Origin of the sequence: Dyadobacter sp. 676 (assembly GCF_040448675.1) — a bacterium.
GTDB lineage: Bacteria > Bacteroidota > Bacteroidia > Cytophagales > Spirosomataceae > Dyadobacter.
In genome coordinates this window covers 6,528,495-6,553,017 of the sequence record NZ_CP159289.1, presented here as the reverse complement: position 1 = coordinate 6,553,017, position 24,523 = coordinate 6,528,495, and the positions used below count along the sequence as shown (strand labels likewise).

At 51.7% G+C, this 24,523-nt stretch carries 28 protein-coding genes; 12 read left to right on the top strand and 16 right to left on the bottom strand.

Annotated elements, in window-relative coordinates; all coding sequences use genetic code 11:
• Positions 1 to 16: 16 nt before the first annotated feature.
• Genes ABV298_RS28815 through ABV298_RS28780 form a run of 8 tightly spaced genes read right to left on the bottom strand, consistent with a single transcriptional unit; the run spans position 17 to position 7,402 of the window.
• Positions 17 to 1,831, bottom strand: coding sequence for a M64 family metallopeptidase (locus tag ABV298_RS28815; protein WP_353719584.1), 1,815 nt, complete (start codon positions 1,829 to 1,831; stop codon positions 17 to 19).
• Between the two features lie 50 nt (positions 1,832 to 1,881).
• Positions 1,882 to 2,361 (bottom strand): T9SS type A sorting domain-containing protein, encoded by a 480-nt coding sequence (locus ABV298_RS28810; protein WP_353719583.1) that lies wholly within the window; start codon positions 2,359 to 2,361, stop codon positions 1,882 to 1,884.
• A complete protein-coding gene (locus tag ABV298_RS28805; RefSeq protein WP_353719582.1) occupies positions 2,321 to 3,694 on the bottom strand; it encodes a M64 family metallopeptidase in 1,374 nt (457 codons plus the stop codon). Before ABV298_RS28805 ends, ABV298_RS28810 begins: the two co-directional genes overlap by 41 nt.
• A gap of 2 nt (positions 3,695 to 3,696) precedes the next feature.
• Complete coding sequence (locus ABV298_RS28800; RefSeq protein ID WP_353719581.1) at positions 3,697 to 4,191, bottom strand: hypothetical protein; 495 nt, start codon at positions 4,189 to 4,191, stop codon at positions 3,697 to 3,699.
• Positions 4,192 to 4,244: 53 nt separating this feature from the next.
• Complete coding sequence (locus tag ABV298_RS28795; protein WP_353719580.1) at positions 4,245 to 5,639, bottom strand: pyridoxal-dependent decarboxylase; 1,395 nt, start codon at positions 5,637 to 5,639, stop codon at positions 4,245 to 4,247.
• Between the two features lie 2 nt (positions 5,640 to 5,641).
• Complete coding sequence (locus tag ABV298_RS28790) at positions 5,642 to 6,004, bottom strand: nuclear transport factor 2 family protein (protein WP_353719579.1); 363 nt, start codon at positions 6,002 to 6,004, stop codon at positions 5,642 to 5,644.
• A gap of 5 nt (positions 6,005 to 6,009) precedes the next feature.
• Positions 6,010 to 6,480 carry a DUF1572 family protein gene (locus tag ABV298_RS28785; protein ID WP_353719578.1) on the bottom strand — a complete coding sequence of 157 codons (471 nt, stop codon included), beginning with the start codon at positions 6,478 to 6,480 and terminating at the stop codon, positions 6,010 to 6,012.
• The gene (locus tag ABV298_RS28780; RefSeq protein WP_353719577.1) at positions 6,473 to 7,402 is read right to left on the bottom strand and encodes an EamA family transporter; all 930 of its coding nucleotides are present in this window, start codon (positions 7,400 to 7,402) and stop codon (positions 6,473 to 6,475) included. Before ABV298_RS28780 ends, ABV298_RS28785 begins: the two co-directional genes overlap by 8 nt.
• Positions 7,403 to 7,503: 101 nt before the next feature.
• Between ABV298_RS28780 and ABV298_RS28775 the strand changes: the two genes are divergently transcribed.
• Positions 7,504 to 8,943, top strand: coding sequence for a PLP-dependent aminotransferase family protein (locus ABV298_RS28775; protein WP_353719576.1), 1,440 nt, complete (start codon positions 7,504 to 7,506; stop codon positions 8,941 to 8,943).
• Positions 8,944 to 9,154: 211 nt separating this feature from the next.
• Positions 9,155 to 11,143: a heavy metal translocating P-type ATPase gene (locus ABV298_RS28770; protein ID WP_353719575.1), complete on the top strand. Its 1,989-nt coding sequence runs from the start codon at positions 9,155 to 9,157 to the stop codon at positions 11,141 to 11,143.
• A gap of 342 nt (positions 11,144 to 11,485) precedes the next feature.
• Here the strand turns inward: ABV298_RS28770 and ABV298_RS28765 are convergent, their stop codons facing one another.
• Positions 11,486 to 11,755: a hypothetical protein gene (locus ABV298_RS28765; RefSeq protein ID WP_353719574.1), complete on the bottom strand. Its 270-nt coding sequence runs from the start codon at positions 11,753 to 11,755 to the stop codon at positions 11,486 to 11,488.
• 135 nt (positions 11,756 to 11,890) lie between these two features.
• Between ABV298_RS28765 and ABV298_RS28760 the strand changes: the two genes are divergently transcribed.
• A complete protein-coding gene (locus tag ABV298_RS28760; RefSeq protein WP_353719573.1) occupies positions 11,891 to 12,259 on the top strand; it encodes a helix-turn-helix transcriptional regulator in 369 nt (122 codons plus the stop codon).
• Here the strand turns inward: ABV298_RS28760 and ABV298_RS28755 are convergent.
• Both ABV298_RS28755 and ABV298_RS28750 read right to left on the bottom strand, forming a co-directional pair.
• Complete coding sequence (locus tag ABV298_RS28755) at positions 12,254 to 13,465, bottom strand: MFS transporter (RefSeq protein ID WP_353719572.1); 1,212 nt, start codon at positions 13,463 to 13,465, stop codon at positions 12,254 to 12,256. The two genes, ABV298_RS28760 and ABV298_RS28755, sit on opposite strands and share 6 nt — an antisense overlap.
• A complete protein-coding gene (locus tag ABV298_RS28750) occupies positions 13,462 to 14,928 on the bottom strand; it encodes a PLP-dependent aminotransferase family protein (protein ID WP_353723267.1) in 1,467 nt (488 codons plus the stop codon). Before ABV298_RS28750 ends, ABV298_RS28755 begins: the two co-directional genes overlap by 4 nt.
• Positions 14,929 to 15,011: 83 nt before the next feature.
• Here ABV298_RS28750 and ABV298_RS28745 point away from each other — a divergent pair, with 83 nt between their 5' ends.
• The 3 genes from ABV298_RS28745 to ABV298_RS28735 all read left to right on the top strand — a co-directional run bounded on the left by ABV298_RS28745 (position 15,012) and on the right by ABV298_RS28735 (position 16,931).
• A complete protein-coding gene (locus ABV298_RS28745) occupies positions 15,012 to 15,641 on the top strand; it encodes a pyridoxamine 5'-phosphate oxidase family protein (protein WP_353719571.1) in 630 nt (209 codons plus the stop codon).
• Positions 15,642 to 15,720: 79 nt separating this feature from the next.
• A complete protein-coding gene (locus ABV298_RS28740) occupies positions 15,721 to 15,954 on the top strand; it encodes a hypothetical protein (RefSeq protein WP_353719570.1) in 234 nt (77 codons plus the stop codon).
• 107 nt (positions 15,955 to 16,061) lie between these two features.
• Positions 16,062 to 16,931 (top strand): tetratricopeptide repeat protein, encoded by an 870-nt coding sequence (locus tag ABV298_RS28735; RefSeq protein ID WP_353719569.1) that lies wholly within the window; start codon positions 16,062 to 16,064, stop codon positions 16,929 to 16,931.
• 14 nt (positions 16,932 to 16,945) lie between these two features.
• Here the strand turns inward: ABV298_RS28735 and ABV298_RS28730 are convergent, their stop codons facing one another.
• On the bottom strand, positions 16,946 to 17,644 hold the full coding sequence (locus ABV298_RS28730; protein WP_353719568.1) for a class I SAM-dependent methyltransferase: 699 nt from the start codon (positions 17,642 to 17,644) through the stop codon (positions 16,946 to 16,948).
• 145 nt (positions 17,645 to 17,789) lie between these two features.
• Here ABV298_RS28730 and ABV298_RS28725 point away from each other — a divergent pair, with 145 nt between their 5' ends.
• Positions 17,790 to 18,053: a hypothetical protein gene (locus ABV298_RS28725; RefSeq protein WP_353719567.1), complete on the top strand. Its 264-nt coding sequence runs from the start codon at positions 17,790 to 17,792 to the stop codon at positions 18,051 to 18,053.
• Positions 18,054 to 18,055: 2 nt separating this feature from the next.
• Here the strand turns inward: ABV298_RS28725 and ABV298_RS28720 are convergent, their stop codons facing one another.
• On the bottom strand, positions 18,056 to 18,586 hold the full coding sequence (locus ABV298_RS28720) for a YceI family protein (RefSeq protein ID WP_353719566.1): 531 nt from the start codon (positions 18,584 to 18,586) through the stop codon (positions 18,056 to 18,058).
• 15 nt (positions 18,587 to 18,601) lie between these two features.
• Positions 18,602 to 19,609, bottom strand: coding sequence for an AraC family transcriptional regulator (locus ABV298_RS28715; RefSeq protein WP_353719565.1), 1,008 nt, complete (start codon positions 19,607 to 19,609; stop codon positions 18,602 to 18,604).
• Between the two features lie 176 nt (positions 19,610 to 19,785).
• Here ABV298_RS28715 and ABV298_RS28710 point away from each other — a divergent pair, with 176 nt between their 5' ends.
• Entirely contained in the window at positions 19,786 to 20,664 is an 879-nt protein-coding gene (locus ABV298_RS28710) for a cytochrome c (RefSeq protein ID WP_353719564.1), read from the top strand.
• A gap of 41 nt (positions 20,665 to 20,705) precedes the next feature.
• On the opposite strand, the gene ABV298_RS28705 is transcribed toward ABV298_RS28710, so the two are convergent.
• Positions 20,706 to 21,545: a sulfurtransferase gene (locus tag ABV298_RS28705; RefSeq protein WP_353719563.1), complete on the bottom strand. Its 840-nt coding sequence runs from the start codon at positions 21,543 to 21,545 to the stop codon at positions 20,706 to 20,708.
• 98 nt (positions 21,546 to 21,643) lie between these two features.
• Between ABV298_RS28705 and ABV298_RS28700 the strand changes: the two genes are divergently transcribed.
• The 4 genes from ABV298_RS28700 to ABV298_RS28685 all read left to right on the top strand — a co-directional run bounded on the left by ABV298_RS28700 (position 21,644) and on the right by ABV298_RS28685 (position 23,728).
• Positions 21,644 to 21,814 carry a DUF6883 domain-containing protein gene (locus ABV298_RS28700; protein WP_353719562.1) on the top strand — a complete coding sequence of 57 codons (171 nt, stop codon included), beginning with the start codon at positions 21,644 to 21,646 and terminating at the stop codon, positions 21,812 to 21,814.
• A 68-nt stretch (positions 21,815 to 21,882) separates the two neighbouring features.
• On the top strand, positions 21,883 to 22,359 hold the full coding sequence (locus ABV298_RS28695) for a sigma-70 family RNA polymerase sigma factor (RefSeq protein ID WP_353719561.1): 477 nt from the start codon (positions 21,883 to 21,885) through the stop codon (positions 22,357 to 22,359).
• Positions 22,356 to 22,895 carry a hypothetical protein gene (locus ABV298_RS28690; protein WP_353719560.1) on the top strand — a complete coding sequence of 180 codons (540 nt, stop codon included), beginning with the start codon at positions 22,356 to 22,358 and terminating at the stop codon, positions 22,893 to 22,895. Before ABV298_RS28695 ends, ABV298_RS28690 begins: the two co-directional genes overlap by 4 nt.
• A gap of 29 nt (positions 22,896 to 22,924) precedes the next feature.
• Positions 22,925 to 23,728 (top strand): GNAT family N-acetyltransferase, encoded by an 804-nt coding sequence (locus ABV298_RS28685; protein ID WP_353719559.1) that lies wholly within the window; start codon positions 22,925 to 22,927, stop codon positions 23,726 to 23,728.
• On the opposite strand, the gene ABV298_RS28680 is transcribed toward ABV298_RS28685, so the two are convergent.
• Positions 23,729 to 24,451 carry a thioredoxin-like domain-containing protein gene (locus ABV298_RS28680; protein ID WP_353719558.1) on the bottom strand — a complete coding sequence of 241 codons (723 nt, stop codon included), beginning with the start codon at positions 24,449 to 24,451 and terminating at the stop codon, positions 23,729 to 23,731. It lies immediately after the preceding gene.
• Between the last annotated feature and the right edge of the window lie 72 nt (positions 24,452 to 24,523).

Sequence of the window (24,523 nt, the reverse complement as noted above, 5' to 3'; positions counted from 1 at the left end):
TTTTGCGTTTGATACCTTACTGAACAGCTACTTTTCCCTGTGCCTCTCTGCTGCCATTTGTAAACCGGTAAATGTAAATCCCCTCAGGTACGTCGATTATAACCTCCGTTTTTGATTGAAATTGCTTTGACAAAACCACCCTGCCTGCCTGATCGTAAAAAACGATTCTTGATTCACCCGGCAATCTTGTCTCCAGCCTAATCAGGTTCCTTGCTGGATTAGGAGATATATTCAACCATCTCTGCTCATGATCTACCGATAAAACCGGTTCGATTTTAACCTCCGTTTGGAGCGTTTTTGAGCAGCCATTTTCACCAGTGACTTTCACGTCGTAAACACCTGAACTATATATGCCAGCATCCGGTATCGATGCTGTCGCTGTATTCGCGGTAAAATTTCTCGGTCCGCTCCACCGATATGCTTCTCCACCAGACGCAGTCAATACCACCGTTTGCCCGACTGTATACGGGCCTCCATTACCGGCGATTGCCTCTGGTAGCGGCAAAACGGTTACCGGTATTTCGAAAGTCAGCGGTGGGCTATCGTCGGTTTTGCATTCGGCTTTGTAAATAGCAGCCCCGGACGGCGCCACAGAAATAGATCGTGCGCTTTGCCCTGTTGACCAACGCAGCTTGCCGGCGCAACCATAGCTTGTGAGCGTGATTGTGTCGCCTGCGCAAACCGTGTCCGCCGAGGCTACCACTTCAAATACCCCGCGAAGTGCAGATCGTAACGTCCAGTGGATGGTTTTCGTACGCTGATTTCCCGCGCCATTCCTCCTGCTCAGCGCTGTGGAGTCGAATACGGTAGCCGTCAATACCGAGCCGTCCGGTACCTGATGGGGTTTAAAAATTAATTCGTCCCGGTTCAGCGAAATGCGTTTCCCATTCAAAATCCATTCTATCCTCAGGCTGTTCGGGCTGGGTTTCAGCATATGCAGTTTGAAGGCCACTTCCTTGTCAAGCTTAATCGCGGCGGACGTATCCGGGCTAACTCGGTCTACGGGACTAACGAGTCCTAAAATCCGTTCAACCACTGCCTCACGGCACACCGCACAGTATCCATTATTTATATACTCCATCAAACAGGTGCCCTGCGCAGGCTTGTACCATCGCGCTGCTTCTCCTTCGCTACCATATTGATAAACGCCAATTGGAGGAGAATTGAGCCAGTTTTTCCATTTCACTGTATTCGTGGAACCATTCGCTGTGATGTTTGGTCCCTCTCTCGAATAAAAACCGTAGGGCTCTTGCCAATATTCATCAGCCAGATCGGCCAGTGTGTGCCCTATTTCATGTACGCCAATATTATTCGACTGCTCTTCAAGACTGAAAATAGCAACTCCGCCTCCCGCACCCCCATAATAGCGGGTATTCGCGAGTAAAATAACCAGATCGTAGGCTGGAAGATGGGAAGCAAGCAGATCTGAATACACCTCACGTTTTGTAATTGTCAGCAGCCTGTGAATCTGTTCGCCAAAAGAAACGCCGAAGAAAGTTTCCTTCTTTTCAACTGGTTGGTCAGGATATGCATCCGGTGCGGTGCCGGGATTGGTGATACCACTGTCTTTCGACGGGGTACGGATTGCGAAAAAGTTGAAATAATCGCGATAGCGATCAAAAGGCTCATAGGACCGAAAAAAGTCGCTGAATTTTTTAGCCTCGGCGGCAAACTTCGGCATTTCTTCCTGCATAAAGCCGTCGCCCAGGATGACGACATTAATACGGTTATCAAGCGGGCCCGTTTTGTAAAGTGTGTCGACCCGATAATGCTGCCCGAACGCGCTGGTCGTCGTGCATAGCAACCAAATGATCAGAAAATATCCTTTCATGATTTATATAATTATAGTGTGTATTTAAAACTGTCACCCTAATTCCGACGCTACTGAACCGCGACCTTTCCTGAAACTTCCCTTCCCCCGTTCGTGAACCGGTACGAATAGATGCCCGCCCCGATATTCAGCTTAATATCCGCATGCTTCTCAAAGAACCGCGAAAGCATTTCCCGACCCGCTTTATCATATAGTTTGATATTTGACGTTCCCGCCAGGCTTGTTTCGACAGAAATGTAATCTCTCGCAGGGTTAGGCGAAACAATTACGGTCACGTCCTGACCTCCTGGCGCGGAGAGGACCGGATCTACCTTTACTTCTGTATACGCAATGGCGGAACAACCGTTTACATCTGTCACCACGACCTCATAAAGCCCTCCCTGGTCCGGCGATGCGCCGAAAAGCGAAACATGCGGCAAATCGGAACTAAAAAACAATGGTCCCCGCCAAAAATAACTCTCGCCCCCTGTCGCTGTCAGTTCGATGGTATCACCAACAAGGTAAGGCCCCCCCGTTGGCGGCTGTCGCATTGGGTGGCGGCATTACCCTGACGGACACCTCCGCGGTTTTTGCAGCCGCCCCCTCCACCTTGCAGGACGCCGAATAACGGGTTGTCTGCCCCGGTTTGATTGCAATGGATCTGCCCGTTTGGCCTGTGGACCAGCTTGCTGTCACCGGACACCCCAGAGCGGTGAGCAAAACCTCGTCGCCTGCGCACACCGAATCCACAGACGTGATAATTCTGAACTCGGCGGGAACCGACGACTTCATTTCCCAGCTTACCGTCCGGGTACGCATGGAACGTGCGTCCCTGCGCCGGCTGAATGCAGTGCTATCAAAAACGGAGGCGGTTAGCACCGCCGAATCCGGGACTTCGATATTTTCCAATGTAACTTCCGCGCCGAGGGCATCCAACAGCCTCCCGTTCAGGCTCCACTTCACTTCAAAGGTATTCCGGTCCGGTTTTAGCAGCCCCAGCCTGAACGTCCGGGTTACATTCACGTCCACCCTGCCGGCAGTATCCGGTTCGACCTTTTCGATGGGGTTAATATGTTCCAAAAGCCGTTCTATCGTTGCCTCGCGGCAAACCGCGCAAAACTGCTGGCTGAGATATTCCATCAGGCAAGTGCCGTTGGCCGGCTTGTGCCATTTGGCCGCGTCGCCGTCCAGGCCATGCTTGTAAATACCGATGGGCGGATGATTGAGCCAGTTTTTCCATCTTACCGATGCGGGATCACTTTTGGCGGTCATATTCGCGGATTCGGTGCCATAAATGGAACCGGCCCAATACTCGTCGCTCAGGCGCCCGAACGTATGCCCGATTTCATGCACCCCGATGGTGTTGGCTGACTCGTGTAATGTATGCACGGAGATCATCCCTCCCGAACCGCCATAGTATCCGGTGTTGACAAGCACCACGATAAGGTCGTATGCGGGAAAATGCGTTGACATGAGATTATAAAGCACGTCCGGCTTCGTGACTTCGACTAACCTGTGTATGGACTTCCCGAACGAAGCTCCGAAAAAAGTATCTTTTTTTTCGACAGGCTGGTCCTTGTAAGCATCCGGCGCGGTTCCCGGATTGGTCACGCCACTTTCCTTCGATGGCGTCCGGATCGCGAAGAAGTTGAAATAATCACGGTAGCCGTCATAAGGACTGTAACCGAGAAAAAAATCGGCAAACTTCTTCGCTTCGTCGGCGAACTTCGGCATTTGCTCCTCAGTGAAACCGTCCCCGAGGACCACGATGTTGATCCGGTTATCCAACGGTCCTTTTTTGTACAGCGTATCTACCTGGTAATGTTGGGAAAATGCCGTTGCACCAATGCAGATGATGAATAGTGTGATAAAGATCCTTTTCATAGCTAATTTAAATCGAGGGTGTAGATTTTTACAGTTCCGTTTCCGGGACTGACACTGAAAAGCTCCAATTGGTTGAGTCCTGGTTGCTGTTGCAGGCGGATCAGCAAATTGCCCTCGCGGGCTGTAACGTCAACATGCCGGATGTGCCCTTCCGGATCGCTTACTTCGGCATTTCTGAACAATGGATGCTCGAAAGCCATTTCGCGTCCCGCAGCCCCGGTTTTGAAACGGGGAATAGCTTTGATCTGGTAAGGGGAATGCACCGGCCGGGCAATGTCTTTCATCCGGCCATCGCCGGCACTGGCGCTCACAAGCTGCACCTCTTCCTTCCCCGAAACGGCTCCGGTAATACGGAAATTCAGAAAGAGTATGTGGTCCGGTGATTGTGGATTGTAGTTTGGAACCTGGTTCACCGCCAATGAGGAACGGGCCGGCTTGCATTCAAACAATGACAAGCCGGCCAGCAGAATGGCTGCGGTTGAAAATAGACGAAGCATGTATAATCCAGAAAACTGTAACGGGAATCAATGTACAGCTTTAAGAACGAATTTCACAGTTCCCTCCATACTTCTTCCATTTCCCGAATAGCGATTCTAATATCCTCTTCTGCCGTTCGATAATTAACAAACGCAGCTCTCACGGCAGGACGCCCCGATAGCAAAGTTGGCGTCATAAAAACTTTTCCCCTGCGATTTATCCTTTTCAGAAAATCCGACATTTTTTCGATATCATCTCTGAGGCGAAAGCACACGACATTGAGCCGTACCGGTGCGAGCAGTTCGAAATGCGTACTGTTTTCGATGTAGGCACCCAGCTCCCTGGCACGGGCGATACTGTTTTCGACAATCCATTCGAAACCACCGCGGCCATAGGCCATCAAGCTGAACCAAGCCGGCAACGCACGGAAGCGGCGCGAGTTTTCCGGAAGAAAATTGAGGTAGGAAAAATTTTCGGACGGGTCGCCCAGGTAAGGTGCATTGGAGTTTTGGAAAGTGCTGACTTGTAACCTGCTGTGCTCCTTCCGGATCAGGGAAACGGCGCTGTCATAAGGTACATTCATCCATTTATGGCAGTCGATGGTAATACTGTCGGCCTGTTCCCAGCCTTCCAGCAAATACCTGTACGAAGGAGAGCAGGCCGCAAACCCTCCGAACGCGGCGTCGACATGCAGCCAGAAATCGTGTTTCTTTTTCAACGCTGCGATCAACGCAATATCATCGAAATCAACCGTATTGACTGTACCCGCACTGCAATTGACAATAATCGGCTTGCTCTGATTCTCGATGAGTTTTCGCTCAAAATCGTCCGGGTCCAGCGCTTCCCTACCGCCTGAGGTTTCAATGCGGACTACGTTATTGCTGCCAATCCCCAGCATTCCCAGCGATTTGATCACCGACGAATGCGGTGTGGCCGCCATTATCACGAAATCGCCGGCCATTCCCTGCCGGGAAACGTCCCTGCCTGTCCGCTCCCCGGCCCATTGCCTGGCCACGGCGAGTCCGGTGAAGTTGGACATCGTCGCGCCCGTCACGAAGCCTCCCACGAAGTTGTCCGGTAGATGCAAAAGCTGACATAACAACCGGACCGTTTCCTTTTCCAGCATGGCCGAAACGTCGCCGTCGCCCTGAGAACTCTGCGTGTTTTGATCGTAAACCGCGGTGAGCCAGTCGCCGGCGATGGCCGCGGGCGTTGCACCGCCGGTCACAAAGCCCCAGTACCGCGGGCCAGGGCTCGCCACCATCAGCTTTTCGTAGTGTTTTCTGAATATTTCCAGACTTGCCAATGCGCCCGCCCCGACATCCGGCAAACCGGCCGGAACAAACGACTGGTCGGCAATATAAGTGGGCCGGTCAGCCAGATTTTCAAGAAATTCCAGGCTGCTATCTTTTACCCGGCCCAATATGGAATCCAGGTTGCCCAGTTCATTTTCAAACAATTCAAACATTCTTACCGATCATAATGCGCCTTTACCAAATTGATTTTACCGGAATCGTCGAACTCCATCATTTCGGCGGCCATGCGGTTGTTCACGCTTCCGTAATACAAAATCACCGAACCGGCTCCCGCGAGCACTTCATGCAACTCAAAATGAAGGTCGGGATAAACCATGAGCGCCTTTGCGAAATACTTTTCGAGTTCGCCCCTGTCCGAGATCATTCCGTCGTTATTCATGCCCAGTTTGATGATATACGGCGAAAAGAAGTGGATCTCCTGCGCATAGAGGTCCATAATAGCCGGAAGGCTATGGCTGTTCCAGGCCGCAATCCATTGTTCTGCAAAGGATTGTGCCGATTGTCCTGTCAAATGCATATTCGTTATGGTTGTGTTGATTGTACTTGCGTAATCCAGCGCCGGTGATAATTGATTTGTCCCAGATGCCACGAGAAATGCGCAAGCAGATGCGTAAGAATTACTCCGACGGGCTGTTCCGGAAACATATCGAGTACTGTGCGGGGATATTCTTCCAGCATTTTGCCGCCATCGAGCCCTTCCAATGCGCCGGTTACGATTCGTTCTAGCGTTTCAAGCTCGTCCAGCATCCTCGCTCGTGAAAATCTTCTTTGACCGAACTCCGCATCGCGGTCGCGGGTGTATGCGTGCCCTCCCAGCGTAAGGCCCACATAGGTGCGCAGGTTTCCGATCAGGTGCTGGCATAAATTGCCGCCCGTATTGATTGTACCGGGCAGCCGGGCCCATAGCGCAGATTCCGAAGGATACTGTTCAATTTCGGCCCGGAGTCTCTTTATATCGCGCGAATAGAGTGTTATGAATGTATCCTTATTCATGACTGTTTAGCAAGGTTAGTGTATTTTTCCGCTTTTGCAGCTGATACCCGCGGTTTACGAGAAATACCCCGCCGGTTGTTAAGATAAATGCGAGGACTGTCAGCCAGGTAATTTTTTCATCCAATATAAAAAAACCCAAAACCAGTGCCACCAGGGGATTGATATAGGCATAAACCGACACCAATCCCGCCGGCAACCTGGACATGGCAAACAGATATGAAGCATAAGCCAGAATGGAGCCGAAAAAGACCAGGTATAGGAACGCATATAGGGAATGTGCCTGCATTTCAGGGAGATTTACCCAGTCCTCGTTGAGCGCACTCAGCACGAGCAGGCCGGCGCCACCGGCCATCATCTGGACCGCCGCATTGAAAAACGAATCCGTCCTGCCGGTATAGCTCTTGGTATATAACCCACCCAGGCACCAGGATACACACGACGCCAGGGTCACGCAGATACCTGTAAACGATTTTCGCTCGGCCAGATATTCCAGATTATCCCTGAAAACCAGCATCACACCGGCGAGGCCCAGCATCATCCCGCCGGCGATGTGCCCATTGATGCGCTCCTCTTTCCGCGCCAGGACATTAACCAGGATTGTAAAAAGCGGAACCGTGGCATACAACAATGCCGCCAGCCCGCTGGGAATATACTGAACGCACCAGCCTACCAGGCCGGTCCCGAACGTGATCATGCACCACCCGGGCACCAGCTGCAATCCGATATCCCGCATTGTCCATGGGAACGACCTTCTTTTCAGGACCAGAAACCCGAGCAACAGAGCGCCCGCAACCACATTCCGGAAACCCATGAAGAAAAGCGCGGGAAAACCGGATACGCCGATGCGCGCCGCCAGGTAGGTTGTACCCCAGAAGAAACACACCATCGCGAGTGCCAGATAGGCCGTCAGATTACTTTTCATAGCTGTTTGTGATTTAACGGGACAAAATTCCGGTCGTGAATTGTAATAAAACAGATTCACTTTTGTTATTTTAAAGCATAACAGATCAAATTCCTGAAATAATGACCGAAGAAACCGTTCGCGAAGACTTTTTGTATTCGCAGATCGCCGACCGCCTGGCGGCCCAAATCGAAAAGGGTATTTTGAAAGCGGGCGACAAACTCATTTCCCTGCGCGCATTAAGCAGGGAACAGGGCATCAGCCTCAGCACCGCATTTAAGGCGTATGTCGAACTGGAAAACAAAGGTATCATCGAGGCGAGGCCCAAATCGGGCTATTTTGTGCGCTATTCACCGCTTAATGCGCCGGAAAGGCTTCGAAATGCTGCTCCGGATACGCTGATCGAGAAGGCGAATGTCGACGAGATGATCCGGACGGTTTACAAAACGATGACCCACGAGCGGATCATTCGCCTTTCGGTGGCGGCCCCTTCCGCCGAACTCATTCCCGAGGCGAAACTGAACAAGGCAATGCTCGAAGCGCTGCGGAAAAGTCCGCACAGCTGCACGCAATACGAGGAAGTACAGGGAAATCGCGCATTACGGCAGCAAATCGCGAAACACGCATTCAACTGGAAAGGAAATGTAAGCGCGGACGACGTGGTCACGACGCAAGGTTGCATGGAAGCGCTGGTTTTCTGCCTCAAAGCCGTTACGGAGCCCGGGGACACGGTGGCGATCGAGAACCCGATTTATTTCGGCATTTTCAACATCATGAAAAGCCTGGGACTGAAGACCCTCGAAATTCCCTGCCATCCCGATGAAGGGGCCGATCTCGAATACCTGGAAAAGGCACTCGAAACGGTTCCGGTGAAAGCAGTGCTTTTCGTACCCAATTTTTCCAATCCGACAGGCGCATTGATGCCGGACCACCGGAAAAAACAGCTCGTAGAAATGCTGGCAGCCCGCGAGATCCCGCTGATCGAGGACGACATTTACGGGGAAATGTATTTTGGCAAAACCAGGCCCGGTACCTGTAAAAGCTATGACAAGAAGGGGCTGGTAATGCTCTGTGGCTCGGTCTCGAAGACATTGGCACCAGGTTACCGGGTGGGTTGGTGCCTGCCGGGCCGGTTCAAGGACAAAGTGTTGAGCAACAAACTCCTGCACACAGTTTCATCGGCGACACCCACACAAGCCGCAGTGGCGAACTTCTTCGAAACCGGTCGTTATGATTTGCATATGAGGCACTTGCGAAAGTCGCTGCACACCCAGTGCCTGCGGTATGTGCAGGCGATCAGCGACTACTTTCCGCCCGATACGAGGGTTGTACGGCCGCAGGGCGGTTATGTATTGTGGATCGAACTGAACAAGGTCGTCAATGCCTTCGAACTTTTCGAAAGTGCCATCCAGGAAAGTATCAGCATCGCTCCCGGGCAGATTTTCAGTACCGACGCACGTTTCTCCAACTATATCCGCATCAGCTTTGGGGCTCCGTACAACCCGTTGATCGACGCAGGCTTACGCAAGTTGGGAGAGTTGGTTAAATGCCGATATCACTGAATGCATTATGCGAAGTGCTTTTTTGGGTGACCCCGTCCTCAATCGACTGGAAGATAGACAAATGACACTCGCAACAATATTGCAATTAATTGATTTTCAGCACCTGTAACCCTGTTGCACGGTATTGTACCCTACCTTTGCAATGATCCTGCGAAACGCTACCCGGGCATGTGGACGCAGGACAATTGCTTTGAATCAGAATAATTGCATTATGAGACTCGACGAAAAAACCTCCGCTCATCAACGTCATGACGACTGCTGCTCGGGTAAGGCGCGTACCCAACACAACGGTCATACGCATGCTCATGAACACGACCACGAAGACCACAACCACGGTAGCGACGGCGACGCAAGTATCCTGAAAAGCCGCTGGATGCTATGGACCAGCCTTTTGATACTGGGTATATTTCTGGTTTTGACCTATATCGCCAGAATTCAGCTACCGCGCTTTGCTGAAATCGGACTGATGCTGGTCGCTTATTTTCTCGCGGGAAACAAAACCGTCGCACTGGCATTCCGTAAAGCGGGCCGGGGCGATTTTTTCAATGAATTTACATTAATGACCATCGCCACTTTCGGCGCTTTTTATATCGGCGAATTCAGCGAAGGTGTCGCGGTTATGATATTTTATGAAATCGGGGAGCTTTTCCAGGACATCGCCGTCAACAAGTCGAAACGGTCGATCAAGGCATTGCTTGATATCCGGCCGGATACGGTGACGGTCCTGCGCAACGACAAGCCGCAACAAACAGCGCCCGAGAATGTCCGGATCGGCGAAAAAATCCTCGTCAGGCCGGGAGAAAAAGTCGCGCTCGACGGGACAATGCATTCGGTATCAGGCATATTCAACACAGCGGCACTGACGGGCGAACCGAAGCCGCAGGTTATCGCTCAGAACGAAACGGTGCTTGCAGGCATGATTTCCACAGAAAAATCAGTCGAGATAGAGGTCAATGCGCTTTTCAGGGATTCGAAGCTATCCCGCATCCTGGAAATGGTACAGGAGGCCAGCGCCCGCAAGGCTCCTACCCAACTGCTGATCAGCCGGTTGGCTCGTATTTATACGCCGGTGGTTTTCCTGCTGTCGTTGCTGATTATCTTGGCACCGGCGCTTTTCGTCGCCCCGTACGACTTCGATCAATGGTTGTACCGCGGAATGGTGTTCCTCGTAATCGCCTGTCCTTGCGCATTGACGGTCTCGATTCCCCTCGGTTACTTCGGTGGCATCGGCCTGGCTTCCCGGAATGGCATTCTTGTTAAAGGCGCAAACTTCCTCGACATTATTACCAGGATCGACACGGTCGTTTCGGACAAGACCGGTACGCTCACAAAAGGCGTTTTCAAAGTCCAGAAGGTGGAGACGTCTGTCGATGAGGCCCGGTTTGTCCGAATGGCCGCTTCATTGGAAAGCCACTCGACCCATCCCGTCGCCAGGGCCGTAGTGGAATACGCTGGAGACGTTGAACTGACGAAACCCGCCGAAGTAGAGGAAATAGCCGGGCATGGACTGAAGGGCCTCATCGACGGCAAACCTGTGCTTGCGGGAAACACCAGGCTTCTCGATAAGTATTCGGTTGACTACCCGCCCGAGCTCGCTGCGATTGTGGAAACAATTGTGGTCGTAGCCATCGATAATATGTACGCAGGCCATTTCCTCATTGCCGACCAGGTAAAGGACGATGCCGCGAAGGCGGTTTCCGATCTTAAAGGATTGGGTATTTCAACCATTATGCTGTCCGGCGACAAAGATGCGGTTGTCGCGAAAGTGGCGCGCGACCTGGGCATCGATAAAAGCTATGGCGGTCTTTTACCGGAAGATAAGGTCAAAATCGTGCAACAGCTTAAAAATCAAGGGAAACGCATCGCATTCGTAGGCGACGGCGTGAACGACGCGCCGGTGATTGCGCTTGCCGACGCGGGTATAGCCATGGGTGCTTTGGGCTCCGACGCCACGATCGAAACCGCGGATATCGTTATCCAGAATGACCAGCCGTCGCGCATTGCATCGGCCGTTAAAATCGGCAAAATCACAAAATCGGTTGTTTACCAGAACATTTCCCTTGCATTCGCGGTTAAAATTGCAGTAATGGCGCTCGGTGCCGGCGGTGTCGCCACATTATGGGAAGCTGTTTTTGCCGACGTCGGCGTGGCGCTGCTCGCCATCCTGAACGCCTATCGCATCCAGGGGCGGCAGATATAGTTACACCGATCATGGATCACACCGCGAACGGAATGAGCTAAACGCCTGGGTCAGGAAACAAGGCCCCCCGACGACATCCATGCCTGCTGGACGCGCAAAAACAACACCGGTATCGACGGTTTCGACACTGGCATACTCGCTTCCGCAGCCAGTGGAAACAACCAGATACCAGATATTGCGGGTTCAGGATAATTGAACCCGCAATACGTACCACACATGGCCTGCCGCTACGAGCCCAGGGCTCTCACAGCAATCCAAAGCTGCTTTCGGTCCATGATCCTCCTACTCCGAAGCCATTTTTAACTTCCGGAAAATAAGTGAAATCATCCGTAAAATAATTGTTCAAACGATTGGAACGGGAGTAATGCCTGCCACCTTTTCCAGGGCGATGGTAACCCTTTCGATGCGGTCGACGTTGCCGCGACTGCTGTCCGAAACTGCCTGTGCCACTGACGTTAAGTAATCCCCGCCAAGCTTGGTGTTGAAAAAAGGATCACTCTCGGCGAGAGCCCCCCGCCAGTTTTTGCCCACAATGTTTCGGGACTTGATGAACCTGACTAACAGGCGCTCCTTAATGGATAATCCGCCATACTCGGAGACTCTTGCTTGCATCTCTGTCATGGTAATATAGGTGTGTGATAAAAAATTGTAATTTGCGCTTTACTCATACTCCTATGCATAAGCACTATACAAAAGTATAGAAAAAATATACAATAGTCAAGTATTTTTATATTAAACTTCTAACTAATGTCAATCGTTGGCGAACGCATCAAAAAATACCGCGAATTGAAAGGCTGGAACCAGCACAAGCTGGCCAAAGCATTGAAGAAATCGGGCAAGGCGGTGATCTCCAACTGGGAAACCGGAAGAAACGACCCCTCCCTTGCCGAGCTCAGAATGATGGCGGAAATCTTTGATACGACGGTAGCCCAGCTGGTAGGCGAAGTGCCGATGCTCGAAGAACCGCGGGAACAATATATCATGATCAAAAAGGACGATCTGATCGACCTCCAGCGTAAAGCGCTCGAACTGGAAGCCGACCGGATCAATAACCTGAAAGAACAACTGGAACAAGCCCAGAAAAGCGGGGAAACGGCCGACACTCCTGAATCATAACGCCAGTTTCCGCTGAAACAACAGCCGGAAACCCAGCGCACATACGCAGCTGATCACGATAAGCAAAATCCACAACGCGCTGTATCCCCAATGCCCGGCCACGTAGGCCCCCATTACAGGACCGATGATTTGGGCAACAGCCTGTGCCACCGAATAAGCCGCGGAATACTTCCCACGGTTCAGATCGCTGGCCCGGTTCATGACGAACGTGCTCAAATACGGGAACGCGAGCATCTCGCCGGTTGTAAAAAGCACGACCGTCACCACGGCAAGAACAACCGGCAATACGTATGGCGTAACCAGTGCCAGGAACGCGACGGCGCTGAACAGCGGGCCGGAAACCATGTATATGTAGTCGGGCTTGCGGTTGGCCAGGCTCCGGACCAGCACCATCTCAAACAATGCGATGATCAAACCGTTCATTCCCAGCAAAATTCCGATGGTCGATTCGCCAATCCCCATCTCCTCCTTCCAATACACCGGCACCAGCCTGAACAACAACACGAAACACAGCATATATAAGGTAACCATCACCAGGAAGCGAACAAAAAACGCATCCCGCCAGGGCGAGGCGGTGCTCACGTCGGCATCTTGCGGAAAATCATTTCTGGTAACGTGTTTTCGCTTCGGAAGCAGCAGCACAATGAGCACCCCGGCCAGCACATATACCATACCGTCGACCCAGAACAACAAATGATAGTTGATAGCTGCGAGCACCCCTCCTACACCCGTTCCGAAGCCAAAACCAATATTAGTAGCCAAACGGTTGAGCGCGTAGGAACGAATCAGATTTTCGGGTGCCGAGTAGGCTGCGATGGCTGTCTGGTTAGCAGGCTTAAATGCCTCGACGAAGAAACTAAGGACGACGATCAGTCCGCAAAGTACCGTAAAGTCGCTGACGAGGCTGAAAAGGACGAAGAATACCCCGCTCGATATCAGGCTTCCGATCTGTACGGGTTGGAACCCCAGTTTATCGGTAAGATACCCGCCCGCCATTGCGCCCAGAACCGAACCCGCTCCGAAAAGTGTGATGATGATGCCGGCATCTTCGATGCTCCGGTGAAGGCTTTGGGTAATGTACATACTCATAAACGGAACGGCCATATACCCGCAACGGTTTATCAGTATCACGAGGCTTAGCAGCCATGTTTCCCTGCTTAAACCGCTGAATGACGTCCTGTAAGCGCCAATAATTTTTCTGATCATAATAAATCCCTGATAATCTTTACGCTCTGTTCGAGTTCCCCCGGGTCGGAAGAAGCAAACCCGAGGCGTATATAGTTCCTGAACTCGGGAGGATATCCCGCTATCTGACCATTTGAAAAATACAAATCCTTTTTTGCAGCCTTTGCAGCAAGTTCGGGAATGTCGATTGAAGGGTCGAATCGGGCCCAGACGGCCATACCGCCGTCCGGGACTTCAAACCGGATGGCACCGGCCAGTTCAGTCCTCAACAGTTCGCAGAAAAAATCGCGGCGCTGCTTGTACACCCGCACCGATTTTCTGAGATGGCGCTGAATAACGCCCGTTTGAAGCAGTTCAGCGACTGCATTTTCAAGCATTGAATCGCCCTGGCGGTCGATAATCCGTCTCAGCGATGCCAAATGGGCGATAACATCCTCCGGCCCTACCAGATACCCGATGCGAAAAGCCGGCGAGATCGTCTTGGTAAACGAACCGCAGTACAACACCATACCTGCCTGATCAGCCCCGAAAAGAGGCAAAAGAGGCTTGCTGAGATAATGAAAATCGAAGTCATAATCGTCTTCAAAAACCACAAAACCATACTTTTCAGCCAGTTTCAGGAGTTTGATCCGCCTGTCGGGCCTTAGCGCGACGGTGGTGGGATATTGATGATGAGACGTTACATAAACCATCCTGACGGGCTGTTTCATGCAAAATTCTTCGAGCGCATCCACATCCATACCATGAGCGTCCACGGGCACATAATGTATGCGCGCGCCCGCTTGCAAAAAGTTCATCGATGCCCCGAACCATCCGGGCGAATCGGTTACCACGTAATCGCCCGCTTTGACGAGGCTCGTTACGGCAAGGTACATTCCCATAATCATCCCCCTGACGATCAGTATGTTGGCAACCGAAGTCCGTAACCCTCTCGTTTCGTTCAAATGTGCGGAAAGTTCCTGTCGCAACCAGCCGGCCCCGGTGGTATCGCCATAGCCGAGGCGTTGATAAGAGTTTCCGTGCAATAACTGGCTGCGATACGCCCGCGAGAGATCTTCAAGCGGGGCAAGACGCGGATCGGGGAAGCCGTCGTCGAGGTGGAACCGGGAGCTTGCTTTCAATACCGCCCTGTCCAGGTGAGCGGGCCTGTCAAAAGAAAAACCTGCCTTTTTCAACGGGTCTCTGCCTCCTGCCCCGTCCAAAGCGATCGGAACCGGTCGCAGGTCGGGGAGATTTCTTGCCACAAACGTTCCGTTACCCGTCTGGCTTTCCAGCCATCCTTGTGCCAGCAATTCGTCATAGGCCTGCACCACCGTTCGCCTGTGCACATTCAGGATCGCCGCCAATTGCCTGGTACTGAGCAACCGATAGCCGGATTGCAACGTACCGTCTTTAATCAGCGCCATCAGTTGATTGGCAATCTGAATATATACCGGCTGCTTTCCGCCTTTTTCCGGCGCAATAAGGGTCGACAGCACGTTCATCACAATTGGACTACCTTCATTTGATAGATTGGATTAAAACAATAGGCCAATTACACCATAATTTTGAAGAAAAACAAAAGAACATGAGCACGCCATCGCCCTACCTGGTCCCGAGCCGCCTGCCTAAACGCACTTATTATGAACATGAAACAATCTGTTCCATCCTGGACGAGGCACTGTTTTGCACTATTAGCTATGCTGTGGACAACCGGCCGTTTTCCATTCCAACGGCCTTTGTCCGCTACGAAGATAAAATTTACATCCATGGCTCGGTAGGCAGCCATTTTATCAGGGAAATCGAAAAGGGCATTCCGGTTTGCATTTCCGTAATGCTGACCGATGCGCTCGTGGTGGCGAAATCGGCATTCAGCCACTCGGTCAATTATCGCTCGGTGGTTATTTTTTCCAAAGCCGAGAAAATTGAAGACGCCGGGACAAAAAGGGCTGCTTTCGAATGGCTTACCAACAAAATCGTCCCTGACAGTTGGGACTACCTGCGCCCGATGACGGACAGCGAGGTAAGGAAGACGACCGCGCTGGCATTCGCGTTCGACGAAGCATCCGCGAAGATGCGCAGCGGAATGCCGAAGGACGAAGCGGAGGACCTTGAACTGCCGATCTGGTCGGGGCTTATTCCCTTGCGGACCGAACGCGGCATTCCCGTGGCCGATGAAACCAGCATAAATATTCCGCTTCCCGAACATTTGAGGTAACCCCATGCAACTTTAATACCGATTTGCGCATCTTTCCGGCAAATTTTCATCTGCAATATCCATAACAATGTTGCACTTCATGTCAGGAAAGGAAATATTCGACCGGTATCAGCTGGCGGCCCTGAAAAACGGACTCGGTTCCAACGAGTTCAACTACGGGAACATTTTATACCAGGCATTACGAATCGAAGGAGAGGAAAAAATTTTCCAATTGCTTGAACTCGCCGAAAATACCGGTAAACGCATTGCCCTGGCGTATTCGGCTTCGAACCCTGAGAATGCAAGCGAGCCCAATATGGTTATTCTAATATGAGCGGTGCGTAGCGGCAACGCATTTATTCTTTAAAACACACGATTCCCTTTTGATTTGCAGACGGCGGTGCCGAATTTTGGCTTCATACCAGCTGATTTGCAAATAGTATGGAATTTCTTGTCGTAATCGCCTTTTTCGGCTATGTTTTCTACCTCCGCAACTATGCCGATCTCCGCACATCCAGTGAGAAAGAGGCAGCCTCCCTCGGGGAAGGCATTACCTTATATAACGACGGTGAAATTGAGAAGGCGTACGAATATTTTAATGCCAGAATCAGGCAAAAACCCAAATCGTGCATTGCCTATCTCTACCGTGGCTTGTGCCGGAAAGCGCTGGGAGAGCCTGGGGAAGCATTACAGGACATTCGGACAGGCCTGAGCTACGACGATCAGGTTTCTGCGTTGCATGTTGAATCCGGCAAAATATACCTCGAACAAGGCCGGCTGGACGATGCGCTAGCGGCCTTCAACAAGGCCGTGAGCATTTCGGAAGAACAAAGCGCCGAACCATACCACTGGCGCGCAATGGCTTTCGTACAGTTGGGACGCGAAACGGAGGCGAAGCAGGATATGGACCATGAACGTACATTGCGCGAGTTGCTGGAAACAGCTCCTACCCGGTCGGTAGCGGCGAAGGAAGCGTTTTTTGACAAGCGACTTGCCATTAATATGCTGATGATCGTGCTGACCGGCGCATTGCTGGTTTACGTGATCAAGGATGCCGAAAGTATCCATCTCCCCTATCTGGTGGCGGTATTCGCCGCCATTTCCATTGGTTTTGCCGAACCTTACAAGGGCTGGCTGCTGGCGGTTATGCAATCCGCGCTCATGCTGGCCGGGTACTTTCTTCTAACGTCCCCGCCCGGCGATCAAGCCAGGCAGGAACTTGAAAATTTCAGTCTTTACGGCTCCATCGTTCTGACCTTCGCCGCCAGTTTTCTCGGTGGCTTTTTGAAAAGGGCACTGAACATGAAATAGCTTCGGGACGTGGTTTACTTTGCCAGAACCAGTAATGAAAATCCGCCGACGGCCTTCACCGCGAGTTCGGGTTTCACCGTGTACAGCACCTTCCGCACCGAATTGACAATCCTCCCATTGAAATTGTGCTTTCCATAATTCAGTTCGAGCTCCGAAAGGGTGTAAAACCAATCGAGTACTTCGAGGCCACAGTCCTTCAAGGTGTTGAGCGCCATTTCCCGCGTGAAATGGTGAATATGTCCGACGGATTTTCGCAGCTTCATCAGATGCCCGGTAAATGCGGCCAATGCCGAGAAATCCAGCGGAATGTGGTAAATTTTATATTCGGCATGGCGGGCGCTTTTGCGAATGAAGCCGAAATAGTCTTCCACATGCTCGAACACGTCGATCATCAGCATGAGATCGAACTTTTCGTTTGTCTGCAAAAGATCCTCATTAAAAAATTTCAGGCGGGCCCGCTCCCGTGCCTTGCAGAATTCATAAGCATCCGGCGAGATGTCATACCCGTAGAGCTGTACTGTCTTGTCCTCCCAGCGCTCATGCAGCTGGTTCAGGATTTCGCCGGCTCCACAACCGATTTCGACAATGGATTTGGGACGTAGATTGTTCTTTTTCAGCATCTTGATAATCTGAGTTGCCTTCCAGGGCGAATCTTCGATATGCCAGCTGGGATTGGCGCTCAGATAATCGGACGAAGCATTTGCATAATCCATAAACCTGTTTGAGTTATCGATACGAGATTGATTGAGTTCCTTCAAAAGATTGGCAAAGTAGTGCCGCCGGAGGAATTACCCCTCTTCGGATGTTCAAAATATCTGGACCAGTTATTGTAAGGTAAGAAAGAAAAGCTAAACGAAGATGGGCTATCTGGAAAAAAGGCGGCAATTGGAAGATAAAATCCTGGCGAAAAGGCAACAGATAGAGTTTGAACGGACTAATCTCGAAGAGTACATCGCCTATGCGCCGGAAAACCGCGAAAATCCCGAAGTGATGGAAGAAATTAAGAACTTCGACGATCCGGCACAAAATGTTGTGGAAAGCGGTGAAATGCAATCGCTTAGAGCAGCCGAGCAGGAACTTCAGGAGTTGCTGAGGCAACTCGAAGCGCTCGGGGACAGGTAATCCTATTCGAGCGCCAGGACGGGCACCGATACTTCTACGGCTGTTGAATCTGACTCCTTTCCATTCACTTTTCCGATACCGAAATCGCCCCGGTTTACCTTGAATTTCCCGCAGAAAACATATTGCTTGCCGGCGGATGTGAACGCAAACGGAATGGCCAGGTTTTTCTTGATCCCCTTTAATTCGAGTTCGCCGCAGACCACGAACCCGGTATCCGTACGGCTTATTGACTTCGACAAGAAGTTGATGCGAGGATATTTTTCCACATCGAACCACTTATCGCTTTTCGCGTGCTTGTTTTTCAACGCTATCCCCGTATCGATGGAGGCTACATCCAGCGATACATCGAAATGCGCTTCTTCGGGATGTTCGGGATCGAACCTTATTTGTCCGGTCAGTCCGGTGAAGGTACCATGGGCATATTTGCCGTCGAAACGGATAACGCAGCCGTCGGCAATTCGCCACCCGCTTGCCATTGCCAATGCACAGGCGCTCACTATCAATAAACTGATCGCTGTTAAATACTTTCCCATCGTAATTTTCATATATCAGGCCAGCATTCTCCTTGTTCGGACGGACGATGGATTGATCCCCCTGTACTTCTTGAAGGCGATTGAAAAATGCTGGGCGTGCTCGTAGCCCAGCAGATCCGAAACCTCCTCCACCGAACGGGATGAATCGAGAAGCAACCGTTCGGCATAATCCATCCGCAATTTACGCAGGTACCCGAAAACAGTGGTTCCGAACAGCTCCTTGAAGCCTTTTTTCACCTTGAATTCATTCAGCAGACAGATCCGCGAAAGTTCGGAAAGCGAATATTCGTCCAGGAAATGCTTATCCAGAAAGCATTTCAGTTGGTGAAGTTTCTCCTTGTCGGCGGCCGGGATGGCCACTGCCTGTGGTCGCTGCGGGCCGCGAAACTGTTCGATCTGCAACGCCAGCAGTTCCAGTATTTTCGACTGGATCATCAGATTACGCACGGCTCCGGCTTCGCACGTTTGCTTTACATCCCTGATCAGGCCCTGCATGCGCGGGGTGATCTCGACGGTACCGGCAATGCCCGAAAAAGGCCTGTCGTGCATCAAATTTTCCTGTACACGCTCACTCCAACGGTCGTCGCAGCCCAGCAAGCCGGAGAAAAAGGTTTTGTCGAGACTGAGATGGAACATTTCGAGCGACTCGTTAGCCGCCACCCGGTTGATGTCTCCGCCTTCCGGTGAAAAAACCAGGTTATGCCTGCCCGCTGTCATATTCAAGTCACGCGAGAGGCCCAGAAAAGTAGTATCGAGCCTGCCGGCGAGATGGAAATTGATATTAATGGTATCTACCGAAGAGCTATCGTAGAGGATCACGTCTTTCTGCGACCGCCAATGCAGGTTCATCACATGCATGTTCGGGAAAAGCAGGCTCCGGAACTTCATATTGCCTACTTCCGGGTGATAGCGGGTCACGAGCCCGCCGGGGTTCGGAACGCTGGCGTTGGGATCGACCGATTGCGGATGCGGTACCGGTTGGAAATCGAGGATGTCGGCGGAATGGATAATTGTGGCGGCCATAACTTGTAAAAATGGTTGATCACATACGAAAATACACCCTCGGGAAGCGCCCAGGTGCTGCTGAATGAGTGAACGGCCCAATTAATCGACAAAATCCGTTCGTCGTAGATTTTTATCCGTTTTGCGTAGGTGAATGCGGCGGATGCTATGGCACTTTTGCAAAAAAATAGCAAGCCATGATCAAAAAAATCTTCAAATGGACCGGTATCACCCTTGCCGGCGTTGCCTTTATCGCTACCTGTACTTATGCTTACATGTCGTTCTCGATGAAGAGCCGGATGAGCAAACCCTACGTTTTTGAAAAGGAAACCCTCACAATTCCGAAAGACAGTGCGTCCATTGCCCGCGGGAAGCATCTGGTGGCAATCAAGGGCTGTCAGGATTGCCATGGGAACAATCTGGAAGGACGGGTCATGAATGAAGACGGGGCCATCGGGCGGCTTGTAGCCTCCAACCTTACCAAAGGAAAAGGGGGCTTGCCGGCGAATTATGACGTTTCCGACTGGATAGCCGCACTCCGGCACGGCGTCGGCCGCGGGGGCCGGCCGCTTCTTTTCATGCCGTCGCACGAAACGACCTTGCTGTCGCAACAGGATATGGCCGCATTGATCGCCTATTGCAGCCGGATTCCCGAAGTAGCTAACGTGCTTCCCGCTAATGACCTCGGGCCGGTGGCTGTCGTGATGAGCTATCTTGGTAAAATGCCCCTTTTATCGGTTGAAAAAATTGACCATAACCGGCCGATGATCGCCCGTGCCGATTCGGCGGAAGGCGTCGGGCAGGGCAAATACCTGGCCGTTTCATGCTCGGGCTGCCACCGCGAGAACTTCAAAGGCGGCGAGCCGCTTGCGCCCGGCTTCCCTCCCGTTCCCGACATTACTTCCACCGGGCACGTCGGAAAATGGAGCAAGGAGCAATTCATCGCAACGCTTACTACGGGTAAAACACCCGAAGGACACGTGCTCAGGAACGAGGACATGCCCTGGAAAATGACTGCTCAGTATACGCAAACGGAGCTTTCGTCGCTGTACCAGTACCTGCAATCCATCCGATAAAAGAACCGGGGCCCGAGCACGTGCCCGGGCCTCGATAGCCGCTATTCTTCTCCCGTTGCGACAGGCCGTCCCGTCCGCGACCACTCGCTCCAGGAGCCCACGTAAAGGCTCGCCCCGTGCAAGCCGGCTTCGGCCAGTGCCAACAATGTGTGGCAGGCGGTAACACCCGAGCCGCAATGTACAACGACTTTTCGCGGGTCCCTGCTGGCGAAGGCCTCCTTGTATTTCGCAGCGAGGTCCGCGGGGGACATAAACTCGCCGTTTTCCCGCAGATTGGAATTGTAAGGGATGTTGACCGCCCCCGGGATATGCCCCGCTACGAGATCGATCGGCTCGCTTTCGCCCAGGTACCGGTAATGCTCGCGCACGTCGATCACCATCGAGTCCGGATCGGCTGCGGCAAGCGCCACGTCGTCGGCATCTACCGTCGGCATTTGCCATCCTTTGATAGGATATTCTTCCAGGGCGTGCAGCGAAGCCGTTTTTTGGGTCAAGTCGATTCCCGCTTCGACGATCGCATCGAGCCCGCCGCTTACTACATATACTTTTTCATGACCGGCAGCTTTCAGCATCCACCAGAAACGTGCAGCCGCATTGGCGCCTTTCTTATCGTCGTAAACCACCACCGTCGAGGATGGGCTAATGCCTAGGACCCCTAAAAAACGTCCGAAATCCTCGGGTTTCGGCAGCGGATGCCGCCCGCCGACGGACGGATCGGCCGACTTCTCCGACAGGTCCGTTTCGAGGTCAACAAACTGGGCATTTTCGAGATGCGCCCGGTTATAACGTTCCAATGCGTCGGTCCCTCCACGTGCGTCGATCACGATGGGGTCCTCATTTTCCAGAATGGTTTTGAGCTGGTCTGCTGTAATGATATTCATGTCCGGTTCTTTTGAAAAAAACTTTGGTAAATAACGTTACTTTTCGTGAAAAGTGGCGTCTAAATAGTCAAAGTTGAACTGTTTCACACGCTATAAGCATGACAAGATTACCTAATACCCCGAAGGCGATTGTTCCGGTTAGTAAGGTTGAAGGCTATTTACTTAACTTTGAGCATTTTGAAGGAAAAACAAAAGCTATGTTTTTTCGTAAATTTGGCGATGAAATAGCCCAAACATGCAAGGCGCCCGATGTTGCAGAGTCGCATTAATCCAAAAAAATTGCGACGCCTGTAAGTTTTTCCCGATCTCCGCAACCTATTGGGAAAGACTGATTTTTATGGAGAAAATTTTTCTTGAAACAATTAGTACGCATCAGCGGATCATCTTTAAGGTGACCAGGATGTACCGGAATACGCCCGAGGATCAACAGGACCTTTTTCAGGAAATCGTATACCAGCTCTGGCGCGCATTCCCGGAGTTTCGGCACGAATCCAAAATTACGACGTGGATTTACCGCATTGCGCTGAACACCGCCATGGCATCCTACCGGAAACAGAAGCCTGCCATCTCGCTCTTCGAACATCCACCCGACCTTCCCGATGCGACTGAGGCAGCGCCGGAACGCGAAGAATGGCTCTTCCGCGCATTGCGAACGCTGAGCGAACCGGAACGGGCGCTTATTTCACTCTACCTCGAAGACTACTCCTACGCTGAAATCGCCCTAATAACAGGCATATCCGAAAATTACGTCGGGGTGAAGCTCAACCGCATCAAGGAGAAACTCAAAACACTTTTAACCGCAAAAAACCGATGAATATCGATGATTTAAAATCGGATTGGCACCAGGCCGGCCACGAACCGCTTTCCGAAAAAGAGCTGGCCATGATGACGCGCGCCCGTAACCATCCTTCGCTTCGCAAATTGCGCGTCAAGTTCATGATCGAGATAGCGGCCCTGACCGCGCTCCTCTTTCTTTTTTACGATGGCTTCGACGGGGCCCGAAAACCGTTAGCGGTCAATATCCTGCTCGCGATCAGCATTGCCCTTTACATCTTAAATAATGCATTGGGATACTTCCATATACAAAATCCGGCGGTAAGCGGGAACGTCAGGGAGGCGCTGGCCAAACAGACGCATTCGCTGAAGGTATTGGCTATGTTTTCGATGCTATCGTCGGTCGTTTATGCAGGAGCCCTGTTATTTTTCCTGGCTTATCAAATTATCTTTACGCAGCACAAATACATTATTCTGAGCGGCTTAATCCTTTCATTTTTCATCCTATTCTATTATTCCTGGATCGACTGGCAAAGAAAAATCGATCATTTCCGACAGCTTGAAGCGGATTTTTGACATTTTAGTGCGAATTAAACAATCCCGCCATGATTTGCCAGGAATTTACGGAAGACGACATCGCCTACCTCCCCGCCCTCGAACCCGAGGGCTGGGGCGATATCCGCCCGCGGTTCAGTTACTTTTTAAAATCCGACTATTGCAAGCCGATCAAAATCGTGGAAAATGGCGAGCCCGTTGCCGTGGGTACTTCCATTTTTCATGCCGATACGGCCTGGTTGGCGTGCATCATTACGCACGGGGCACACCGCAACAAAGGCCTGGGCACCGCCATTACCCGGCATTTGATCGAGAGCGTCGATCGAAGCCGTTATCCGACCATTTACCTCGACGCCACGGAATTTGGGTATCCGGTGTATTTGAAGCAGGGTTTTCGCGTAGAAGGGCAATATGCGCATTTAAAAAGGGAAAATATCGCTTCCGGATCGCCTTATTCGCCACATATTCAGCCGTTTACCGAAAATTTTCGTGAGGCCGCCTATGGCATCGACCGCATGGTTTCCGGCGAGGACAGACGCGGCGTAATGGCCGAATTCCTCGCCGACGCATTCGTCTATCTCGATTCAAAAGGAGCCCCGGAAGGTGTTTACCTGCCCACGTGGAGCGACGGTCCCATTGTCGCGGCTACCGATGCCGCGGGCTTCGCATTGATGCAGCTCCGCGCAGTAACGCGGCCGGTGGCGATCCTGCCGATGGATAATACGGCGGGCTTGGAACATCTTCGGGAAATGGGGTATCACATATACAGGACTTCGCGCCGAATGATCCTCGGTCCGGGACGAATATGGCATCCCGAGCGCCTCTACAACCGCATCAGCGGCGCGCTGGGCTGATTACCGCAGCACGAGTTCGCTGATCTTCGAGAACTCGGTATGCGGGGCCATTGCCCGGATAATGCCTTTTCGGTCGACCAGGATAAAGTACGGCGTTTCGCTGATCTTGTACCGATGGTTGAAACCATACGATTCCGGAACGGGGATGAAACCGCAGTTCCGTTTCGGAATCGCTTCCAGGCATTCTTCTTCAGTATTCAGTGTGGTGCCGAGGGATACGATCTCGATGCCTTTCCGTTTGTTTTCGTCGATAAAGTTGGAAATGACTTTCGTACTCGCGAGCGTGTACAATGGCTTTTCGTAGCGCACCCAAAATCCGAGCAGAATGTATTTTCCCCTCAATTTTTCCGAATCATACACTTTTCCGTCCAGCCCGCGCATCACAAATGGCGCAATAGGTTCCCCTATTTCGGGCATCAGATCGGGATTGTTCATCACGGAGCCGTCGGGCTGAACGTACAACTGGCTTTTTTTAATGACCTCGAAAGACGACGCCTTACCATATTTATCGAAGATCGGCTGGGTTTTATATTGGCCCGGGTTTCGTTTCAGCATGTTGTCGTATGCTTCGTAGCTGATACGCCGACCGGTGGCGTGGTCGATAATCGGCGTGTCGCGGTTCATAACGAACTGCTGGCTCACTTTTCCGTTGTAACGGGTTACTTTGGGCTCGTTGGATTGGCAATAGGCTGAAAATCTGACAGATCCGGCAACTATCAGCAAACAAAGGGAAATTTTACGCAAACGACTCACAAACATTCTGCCTCGAAAGATTGTACAAGTATCAATAGTTTG